Annotated in this window: 7 protein-coding genes and 1 pseudogene; 2 read left to right on the top strand and 6 right to left on the bottom strand. The window is 72.5% G+C overall.

The features are described 5' to 3' along the window. Nucleotides 1-369: 369 nt before the first annotated feature. Nucleotides 370-885 (top strand): annotated as a pseudogene (locus KIK06_RS29365) (helix-turn-helix domain-containing protein); the annotation flags it as partial. Beyond that, a complete protein-coding gene (locus KIK06_RS10595; RefSeq protein ID WP_268645936.1) occupies nucleotides 813-1,049 on the top strand; it encodes a zinc ribbon domain-containing protein in 237 nt (78 codons plus the stop codon). The pseudogene KIK06_RS29365 and the gene KIK06_RS10595, both read left to right, overlap by 73 nt. Before the next feature lie 319 nt (nucleotides 1,050-1,368). On the opposite strand, the gene KIK06_RS10590 is transcribed toward KIK06_RS10595, so the two are convergent. The 6 genes from KIK06_RS10590 to rhaI form a co-directional block, all read right to left on the bottom strand. Further along, nucleotides 1,369-2,001, bottom strand: a complete 633-nt coding sequence (locus tag KIK06_RS10590) for a LutC/YkgG family protein (protein WP_268643036.1) — start codon at nucleotides 1,999-2,001, stop codon at nucleotides 1,369-1,371. Nucleotides 2,002-2,092: 91 nt separating this feature from the next. Continuing rightward, nucleotides 2,093-3,559, bottom strand: coding sequence for a LutB/LldF family L-lactate oxidation iron-sulfur protein (locus KIK06_RS10585; protein ID WP_442789760.1), 1,467 nt, complete (start codon nucleotides 3,557-3,559; stop codon nucleotides 2,093-2,095). Further along, a complete protein-coding gene (locus KIK06_RS10580) occupies nucleotides 3,556-4,305 on the bottom strand; it encodes a (Fe-S)-binding protein (protein ID WP_268643035.1) in 750 nt (249 codons plus the stop codon). Before KIK06_RS10580 ends, KIK06_RS10585 begins: the two co-directional genes overlap by 4 nt. A 23-nt stretch (nucleotides 4,306-4,328) precedes the next feature. Continuing rightward, nucleotides 4,329-5,822: a rhamnulokinase gene (locus KIK06_RS10575; RefSeq protein WP_268643034.1), complete on the bottom strand. Its 1,494-nt coding sequence runs from the start codon at nucleotides 5,820-5,822 to the stop codon at nucleotides 4,329-4,331. Then, nucleotides 5,819-7,909: a bifunctional aldolase/short-chain dehydrogenase gene (locus tag KIK06_RS10570; RefSeq protein WP_442789759.1), complete on the bottom strand. Its 2,091-nt coding sequence runs from the start codon at nucleotides 7,907-7,909 to the stop codon at nucleotides 5,819-5,821. Before KIK06_RS10570 ends, KIK06_RS10575 begins: the two co-directional genes overlap by 4 nt. Beyond that, on the bottom strand, nucleotides 7,897-9,075 hold the full coding sequence (gene rhaI, locus KIK06_RS10565; RefSeq protein ID WP_268643033.1) for an L-rhamnose isomerase: 1,179 nt from the start codon (nucleotides 9,073-9,075) through the stop codon (nucleotides 7,897-7,899). Before rhaI ends, KIK06_RS10570 begins: the two co-directional genes overlap by 13 nt. Nucleotides 9,076-9,197: the final 122 nt, after the last annotated feature.

The following is a 9,197-nucleotide window of genomic DNA, read 5'->3' as shown; positions in this document are numbered from 1 at the left end:
CACCTCACCCCACGCAGAACCACAAAATCACAGGCATAAAACAACATATCCCTGATTTCTGGTGTGCCAGTGGGAGGATTTTCTCTTCATGGATTGTTCGATGTCCTGTCATCCAAGCGAGTCGCCGATATCCATCCCATGGGAGTCGTCGGTGTTCGACGTTCCACTCCATTCACCCGGGAGTGGTTCGGGTTGGCTTCACGTCCCGCATGGGCGGGTGCGGTTGAACTCCAGGAGAATTCTCCGGTGGTGATCTGGTTTGTCGGCGGTGCGGACCCCGTCCTTCGGGGCGGGGAGAGCCGTTGCACCCCACGATGCCGTCCGCCTCCGCTACGGTCCTGACGTGGATCGAGGGGAGGTGTTCCCACCATGCCGACCGGGTTTCGGTACCGGCTCGCGCTCACCGGAGAGCAGGCCGAACAGTGCGCCACCTACGGTGACATCCGTCGTGCGGTGTGGAACACCGCCCTGGGCCAGCGCCGTCAGGCCGTCCAGCGGTGGTGGCGCGGGTATGACCAGCCCTACTGCGGCTACCACCTGCGGGCCGCGCAACTGGCCGAGGCCAAGAGGGAAGAAACGTGGCCGCGGGCCGCGCCGTCGCACATCCTCCAGCAGACGCTGAGGGACCTGGACCGGGCTTGTAGGGACCACGGCACGTTCAAGGTGCGCTGGCGCGCCAAGAACCGGTGGAGGCCCTCCTTCCGGTTCCCCGACGGCGCACCCATGACCGCCTCGGCCCGGGGCACCGTGGATGCGCCGGGCCGCAATGTTCGACAGAAGGCGGGGTTGAACCGGGCGATCCTGGCCCAGGGATGGCACGGTTTCAAGCTCGCCTGCCTGGACAAGGCCCGGCGGACCGGGTCCCGGATCGTCGAGGTCGATCCCGCGTGCACGTCGCGGACCTGTCACCCGTGCGGGGGGTGGACCCGAGGTCTCGCGAGAGCCAAGCGAGCTTCCGGTGCACGTCGTGCGGGCACACGGCGCACGCGGACGTGAACGCGGCCCAGAACACGCTTTCGCGCGGATGGACCAGCTCCTTGCCGGGGTGAACCGTGCCAGCCGGGCCCCCGCTGCGCGATCATGGCGAAGCTCGCGCAGTAGGGGAGCGAGACCTCTGGGGTGCCATGTCGGTGAAGCGGGAACCAGCGCGCGCCGCGAGGCGCGCAGCGCCGTCGGGCCGCGGGGCCCGGTCGGAATCCTCCTCGTTCACGAGGAGGAGGAAGTCAAGTCATTGTCCGCTCGGCCGTCGAGGCGATCCCGGTGACGTTCCTTCTCGATATCGCCCAGAAAAGGTGCCGATACGCGGTCATCCCTTGCCTGGGTGAGTCCGCCGTGGTGTGGCGCCCCACCGCCGCCGACCGGTGACGGTCAGGCCGAGGCGACCAGCACGACGTGCAGGGTCCGGGGGCCGTGCACACCCTCCACCCGCTCGAGCTCGATGTCGCTGGTGGCCGACGGGCCACTGACGAACGTGAGCGGGGCGAGCGGGTCCAGGCGCTCCAGCGCCTCGGGAACCCCGCCCACCACCTGGTCCGCGCGGACCACGCACACGCACACGTCCGGCAACAGGGACAGCGCCCGGCGTCCGCAGACAGCCCCCGCGTCCAGGACGAGCGTCCCGGTCTGGGCGATCGCGACGGCCGTACCGGTGACCGCGGCCCCGCATTCGCTCAGGCGCACGGCGGGGCGGCCGTCATCGCGACCGGCGCCCGAGGGCGTCCACGTCCCCGGGAGTCCGGGAGCGGCCAGCACCTCGGCGCGGTCCGGGCCCAGCGCTTCGGTCAGGACGCCCTCCACGGTCGCGGCCACCTCCTCGGGGCCACAGCGGTGCACGGCGGCGCGGTAGTCGACCAGCCGGTCCTCCAACAGGTCCAGCAGCTCGGGATGACCGGGCGGGCGACCGTCGCTTCGCCGGTAGGCGCGCGGCACCTCCGTATCGGTCGCCTGGGCCGCGCCGTTGGCCGCGCGGATGCGCGCCAGGATCTCCTCGCGTGCGCTCACCGGTGGGAACTCCTCGTCTGTTCTGTGTCCACGGCCGCCGGGGCGCTCTCCCCCGGCGCGGTGGTCGGGCCGGGGCCGGGAGACCGGCGCCTCACGTTCGATCACCGTGGTCGCGGGCCCAACGCCGGGTGAACGTCTCACTCGGCGGGGTGGGCAGGTCACGGGTGCGGGTCCACTTCGACAACGGCGGGGGCAGCGCGGCGGGCAGGGTGGCGCGGCCGCGGGCGAGGAGGCGTCCCAGCCGGGTCAGGCGCTGGGCCGACCGCCACAGGCGGGGGGTGGACATCACCCGGGCGACCGCCCCGAAGGCGATCTTCTCCGCTGACGGCCTCCGGTCCGACTCGACCTGCCGACCGCGCAGGTCCACCAGGATCGAGGGGATGTCGATGGCCACCGGGCACACCTCGTAGCACGCCCCGCACAGCGTGGACGCGTACGGCAGCGACGGGTTGGCCTCCACCCCGGTCAACTGCGGGGACAGCACCGCGCCGATCGGTCCCGGGTAGACCGAACCGTAGGCGTGCCCGCCCGTGCGCTCGTAGACCGGGCACACGTTCAGGCACGCGGAACAGCGGATACAGTGCAGCGCCTGGCGGCCGGTCGGGTCGGCGAGCGCGGCGGTGCGGCCGTTGTCGAGCAGCACCAGGTGGAACTCGCCCGGACCGTCCCCGGGGGTCACGCCGGTCCAGGTCGAGGTGTAGGGGTTCATCCGCTCACCGGTGGACGAGCGCGGCAGGGTCTGGAGGAACACCTCCAGGTCCCGCCAGGTGGGGACGGTCTTCTCGATCCCCATGACGGTGATGAGGGTGTCGGGCAGGGTCAGGCACATCCGGCCGTTGCCCTCGCTCTCCACCACGGCCAGGGTGCCCGTCTCGGCGACCGCGAAGTTGGCGCCGCTGATCGCCACCTTCGCGCGCAGGAAGCGTTCACGCAGGTAGGCGCGTGCGGCCATGGCGAGTTGGCGGGGATCGTCGGTCAGATCGGGATCGACGCCCGGCATGGTCTCCAGGAAGATCCGCCGGATCTCGGCGCGGTTGCGGTGGATGGCGGGGACCAGGATGTGGGAGGGCCGGTCGTCGCCGAGCTGGACGATCAACTCGGCCAGGTCGGTCTCCCACGCGGTGACACCCGCCTCCTCCAACGCCTCGTTGAGGCCGATCTCCTGGGTGGCCATCGACTTGACCTTGACCACCTCCTCGGCCCCGGTGGCGCGCACCAGGTCGGTGACGATCCGGTTGGCCTCGGCGGCGTCACGGGCCCAGTGCACGGTGCCGCCGCGCTCGGTGACCCGCCTCTCCAACTCGACCAGGTGCTCGTCGAGGCGGGCCATGGTGGCCTCCTTGACCGCGCGACCGGACTCGCGCAGCTCCTCCCAGTCGGGTAGCTCGGACACCACGGAGGCCCGCTTGGCCCGGATGGTGCCGGTGGCGCTCGCCAGGTTGGCGCGCATCTGGTGGTCGGCCAGGTGGCGGGCGGCCGAACGCGGGAACGGCTCCTCACCCCCCAGGTTGCCGGTGCCGTGCGGGATGCCGGGCATGCCCAGGAAGGTCCGGCTCACGTGGCGGCCTCCTTCGTGTCTTCGGTGGCGGCGAGGATCTCGGCCAGGTGGACGGTGCCGGTGGCCGCCCGCAGCCGCGACAACCCGCCGCCGATGTGCATGAGGCAGGAGGCGTCGCCCGCCGTGCACACCTCCGCGCGGGTGGACACGATCGAGGCGATCTTGTCGGAGAGCATGGCGGCGGAGGTGTCGGCGTTCTTCAGCGCGAACGTGCCGCCGAAGCCGCAACACTGGTCGGCCCCGGGCAGCTCCACCAGTTCCAGGCCGCGCACGGCCCGCAGCAGCCGCAGCTGCCGGTCCCCCAGGCCCAGCACCCGGGCGCCGTGGCAGGCGGGGTGGTAGGTGACGCGGTGCGGGTAGCTGGCACCGACGTCCTCCACACCCAGCACGTCCACCAGGAACTGGGAGAGTTCGTAGGTGCGCTCGGCCAGCTCCTCAGCGGCCCGGGCCAGCCCCTCGTCACCGGCCCCGCGCGCCACCATCGCCTGCTGGTGGCGGATGGAGGCCACGCACGACCCGGAGGGGGCCACCACCACGTCGGACTCCTCGAAGGCCCGCACGTGGTTGGCGACGACGCGCACGGCCTGGCGACGGTAGCCGGAGTTGACGTGCATCTGCCCGCAGCAGGTCTGGCCGTCGGGAACGGTGACGGTGTGGCCGAGCCGTTCCAGGAGGCGGGCGGTGGCCCACGCCGCCCGCGGCGCCATGGTGTCCACCACGCACGTGGCGAAGAGTGACACGCGCATACCGATGCCCCTTCCGTCGACCGTCATCCGAACGTCCCGCCGATCCTGGCCTCGGCATCCTCCCACGGCCGCCGGCTCCCCGTCGGCTCGTAACGGCGCACGCCGGCGGAGTCGGCGACGATCCGGCGCAGCCCCGTCAGGTCGCCCTCGATCGCTCCGACCGCGCGCGCCTGGACCAGCAGGTTGCCGATCGCGGTGGCCTCGGTGGGACCGGCGATCACCGGCAGGCCGACGGCGTCCGCGGCCCGCTGGCACAGCAGGGTGTTGTGCGCGCCGCCGCCGACCAGGTGCACCGCGTCGATCCGGCGTCCGGTCAGATCGGCCGCGCGGTGCACCCAGCGCCGGTAGGCCAGGGCGAGGGAGTCGATGACGCACCGCGCCGTCTCGGCGTCGTCGGCGGGCGGTCGCTGACCGGTGTCGCGTGCGTAGGAGTCGATGCGCGCGGGCATGTCCCCGGGTGGGAGGAAGCGCGGGTCGTCGACGTCCACCACACAGGCCAGCTCCGGAGCGCGGGCGGCCCGGGCGATCAGGTCGTCCAGCCGTACCTCCCGCCCCCGCCGGCTCCAGGTGCGCACCGACTCCTGGAGCAGCCACAGACCCATCACGTTGCGCAGGTAGCGGACGCTGCGGTCCACCCCCAGTTCGTTGGTGAAGTTCGCGGCCCGTCCCTCCTCGGACAGCAGCGGCGCGTCCAGCTCCACGCCCACCAGGGACCAGGTTCCGCAGGAGACGTAGGCGAAGTCCGGCCCCGTGGCGGGAACGGCGGCCACCGCCGAGGCGGTGTCGTGGGAGCCGACGGCCACCAGCGGAGTCCCGGCCGCGGCGCCGACGGTCTCACCGGGGCGCACCGGTGCCACCACGGTGCCGGGTTCGACCACCTCGGGCAGCAGCGGGGCCGCGTCCACCCCGAACGCCTCGGCGAGGACGTCGAGGACGCGGGGCGACCAGCGGCGGCCGCGGACGTCGAGCAGCCCCGTCGTGGAGGCGTTGGTCAGTTCGGCGACCTGGGCGCCGGTCATCCAGTGGCCGAGCAGGTCGGGGATGAGCAGCAGGCGCCGGGCGAGGGCAGTCCGGGCGTCGGCGGCCGCCGCGGCGAGCTGGAACACCGTGTTGAACGGCTGCACCTGCAGGCCGGTCACCTCATACAACTCGGCGGAGGACAGGTGGGCGAACACCCGGTCGGGCGCGCCGTCGGTGCGCGCGTCCCGGTAGTGGACGGGGTTGCCGAGCAGGGAGCCGTCGGCGTCCAGCAGCCCGTAGTCCACCGCCCAGGAGTCGATGCCCGCCGACGCCAACGGGCCGAACCGGTCGGCCGCCTGCCGTAGACCGGCGGTGGCGTTGGCGTACAGGGCGAGCACGTCCCAGTGCAGGGTGCCGCCTCCCGGGCCGGGCAGGTGGACGGGCCCGTTGGGGAAGCGGGCCACCTCCTCGGTGCGCAGTCGCCCGCCGTCGAGGTGCCCGGCCAGGACGCGCCCGCTGGAGGCCCCCAGGTCGACGGCGGCGTGGACGGTGCTCATCGCAGGAAGGCGGCGGCGACGCCGGAGTCGACGGGCACGTGCAGACCGGTGGTGTGCGCCAGCTCCCCGCAGGTGAGCGCGTACACCGCGTTGGCCACGTGTTCGGGCAGCACCTCGCGCCCCAGCAGTGTGCGTTTGGCGTAGAAGGCGCCGAGTTCCTCCTCGGCCACCCCGTAGACCTTGGCGCGCTGGGCTCCCCACCCCCCGGCGAAGATCCCCGAACCGCGCACCACCCCGTCGGGGTTGACGCCGTTGACGCGGATACCGTGCTCGCCCAGTTCCGCGGCGAGCAGCCGCACCTGGTGGGCCTGGTCGGCCTTGGCGGCGGAGTAGGCGACGTTGTTGGGTCCGGCGAAGACCGCGTTCTTGGAGGCGATGTAGACGATGTCGCCGCCCAGGCCCTGCTCGGTCATCACCCGGGCGGCCTGGCGGGAGACGAGGAAGGAGCCCTTGGCCATCACGTCGTGCTGCAGGTCCCAGTCCCGCTCGGTGGTCTCCAGCAGCGGCTTGGAGATGGACAGCCCCGCGTTGTTGACCACCAGGTCCACCCCTCCGAAGGCCAGCGCGGCGGCGTCGAAGGCGTCGGCGACCGCGTCGGCGTCGCTGACGTCGCAGCCCACGCCCACGGCCGTGTCGGCGGTGCCGAGTTCGGCGGCGGTCTCGGCGGCCCGGTCGGCGTCCAGGTCGGCGACCACCACGCACGCGCCCTCGGCGGCCAGGCGTCGGGCGATGGCCTTGCCGATGCCGCTGGCCGCGCCGGTCACCAGCGCCACCCGGGTGGCCAGCGGCCTGGGCTCGGGCAGACGGGCGAGCTTGGCCTCCTCCAGGGCCCAGTACTCGATGCGGAACTTCTCCGACTCCTCGATGGGCCGGTAGGCGGACAGCGCCTCGGCCCCGCGCATGACGTTGATCGCGTTGACGTAGAACTCGCCCGCCACGCGCGCGGTCTTGGCGTCCTTGCCGAAGGAGAACATGCCCACGCCCGGGACCAGGACGATCGCCGGGTCGGCGCCGCGCATGGCGGGGCTGTCGGCGGTGGCGTGGCGCTCGTAGTAGGCGCGGTACCCGTCCCGGTACTCCCGGTGGAGTTCGCGCAGCCGGGCCGCGGCGTCCTCGAGCGGGGCGTCGGCGGGCAGGTCCAGGACCATGGGCCGGACCTTGGTGCGCAGGAAGTGGTCGGGGCAGGAGGTGCCCAGCGCGGCCAGCCGGGGGTGCTCGGCGCGGGCGAGGAAGTCGAGCACCTCCTCGCTGTCGGTGAAGTGCCCGACCTGCGGGTGGTCGGTGGAGGCCAGGCCGCGGACCACGGGGGCGAGCTCGGCGGCACGGGCCCGGCGTGAGTCGGGCTCCAGCGGCTCGTGGCCTTGGACGACCGGGCCGAACGGGTCGGGGCGCCCGCGGTCGGCGATGAAGCGTTCGGCGGTACGGATGATCTCCAGGGAGTGGGCCTGGCACTCGGCGCTGGTGGCGCCCCAGGCGGTGATCCCGTGCCCGCCGAGCACGACGCCGATGGCGTCCGGGTTCTCCTCCGCGATGCGGGCGATGTCCAGCCCGAGCTGGAAGCCGGGACGGCGCCAGGGGACCCACAGGACGCGGTCGCCGAAGCAGGCGCGGGTGAGCTCCTCACCGTCGGCGGCGGTGGCCAGCGCGATCCCCGAGTCGGGGTGCAGGTGGTCGACGTGCGCGGCGCGGACCAGCCCGTGCATCGCGGTGTCGATGGAGGGCGCGGCCCCGCCGCCGAACCGGCAGTGGTCGAAGGCGGCGACCATCTCGTCCTCGCGCTCCTGGCCGGGATAGACGTCCACGAGCGCGCGGAGCCGGTCCAGCCGCAGCACGGCCAGCCCGTCCTCGGTGAGGGTGCCCAGGTCGCCGCCGGAGCCCTTGACCCAGAGCAGGTCGACCGGCTCTCCGGTGACGGGGTCGGTCCGGGTCCCGGCGGCGGAGGTGTTGCCGCCGGCGAAGTTGGTGTTGCGCGGGTCGGCGCCCAGTGTGTTGCTCCGGGCCAGCAGGTCGGCGACGGTGGAGTCGGTCATGTGGGTTCCCTGGTCGTGGGTGGTGTCGGCGGTCGGCTCGGTGCTCACGCGCCCCACCCCGCCTGGGTTCCGCCCACGCGCTCGGCGGTGACCTCGTCCAGGTAGCCGGAGCGGGCGTGCGCGGCCATCGGGTCGGGGGCCAGGCCCATGTCCTCGCGCAGTTCGGCGAGCAGGGGGCGCACGTCGGTGTTGAAGGCGTCCATGAGCGCGGCGTTGGCGGCGAGCACGTCGCCGTCGCGCTGGGCCCGCGCGAGCGCGTCGCCGTCCACCAGCAGGGCCTTGGCGGTGGCCTCCTGCACGTTCATCACCGAGCGGATCTGCCCGGCGATCTTCGGCTCGATGTTGTGGCACTGGTCGAGCATGAACGCGACCCCGGTGTCGGCGGCCAGGCCGCCGCCGCGCGCCACCTCGTACATGATCCGGAAGAGCTGGAAGGGGTCGGCGGCGCCGACCATGAGGTCGTCGTCGGCGTAGAAGCGGGAGTTGAAGTCGAAGGCGCCGAGCTTCCCGGCGCGCAGCAGGACGGCGACGATGAACTCGATGTTGGTGTGGGCGGCGTGGTGGCCGGTGTCCACGCACACGACGGCCCGCTCGCCCAGCTCCAGGCAGTGGGCGTAGGCGGTGCCCCAGTCGGGGACGTCGGTGGCGTAGAAGGCGGGTTCGAAGAGCTTGTACTCCAGCAGCATGCGCTGGTGCGGGGCGAGCCGGTCGTAGACCTCGGCGAGGGCGTCGGCGAGGCGGTCCTGGCGGGCGCGCAGGTCGTCCTGGCCCGGGTAGTTGGTGCCGTCGGAGAACCACAGCTTCAGGTCCCGGGAGCCGGTCGCGTCCATGACGTCGACGCACTCCAGGAGGTGGTCGATCGCCTTGCGCCGCACCGCGGGGTCGGGGTTGGTCACGCTGCCCAGGCGGTAGTCGTCGTCCTGGAAGACGTTGGAGTTGATGGTGCCGATACCCACCCCGAGGTCGCGGGCGTGCGCGCCGAGGGCGGCGTAGTCGTCGACCCGGTCCCAGGGGATGTGCAGGGCGACGGTGGGGGCCACCCCGGTCAGGCGGTGGACGTGGGCGGCGTCGGCGATCTTCTCCCACGGGTCCCGGGGCACGCCGGGCTGCGCGAACACCTTGAACCGTGTGCCGGAGTTCCCGAACGCCCACGAGGGGAGTTCGATGTGCTGGCGCCTCAGGGTGTCGAGGACACCGGCGGGGAGGTGGGGCAGGGCTGACACGGGACGTCTCCGTTCGTGGCTGGGGCGGCCGTCTTGAGAAGAGGTGTTAAATCGTTTTTACTAATTAGCGTCGAAGGTATCCACAGTGAGACAGGGTTGTCAATATCACTCTGGCGCGTATC

The sequence above is a fragment of the Nocardiopsis sp. EMB25 genome, from assembly GCF_026797795.1.
Lineage (GTDB): Bacteria > Actinomycetota > Actinomycetes > Streptosporangiales > Streptosporangiaceae > Nocardiopsis > Nocardiopsis lucentensis.
This window is presented reverse-complemented; position numbering and strand designations above follow the sequence as displayed.

Excerpts from the sequence above, each read along its gene's own strand:
- KIK06_RS10575 (WP_268643034.1), bottom strand. The coding sequence starts at position 5,822 with ATGAGCACCGTCCACGCCGCCGTCGACCTGGGGGCCTCCAGCGGGCGC.
- KIK06_RS10595 (WP_268645936.1), top strand. The coding sequence starts at position 813 with ATGGCACGGTTTCAAGCTCGCCTGCCTGGACAAGGCCCGGCGGACCGG.
- KIK06_RS10580 (WP_268643035.1), bottom strand. The coding sequence starts at position 4,305 with ATGCGCGTGTCACTCTTCGCCACGTGCGTGGTGGACACCATGGCGCCG.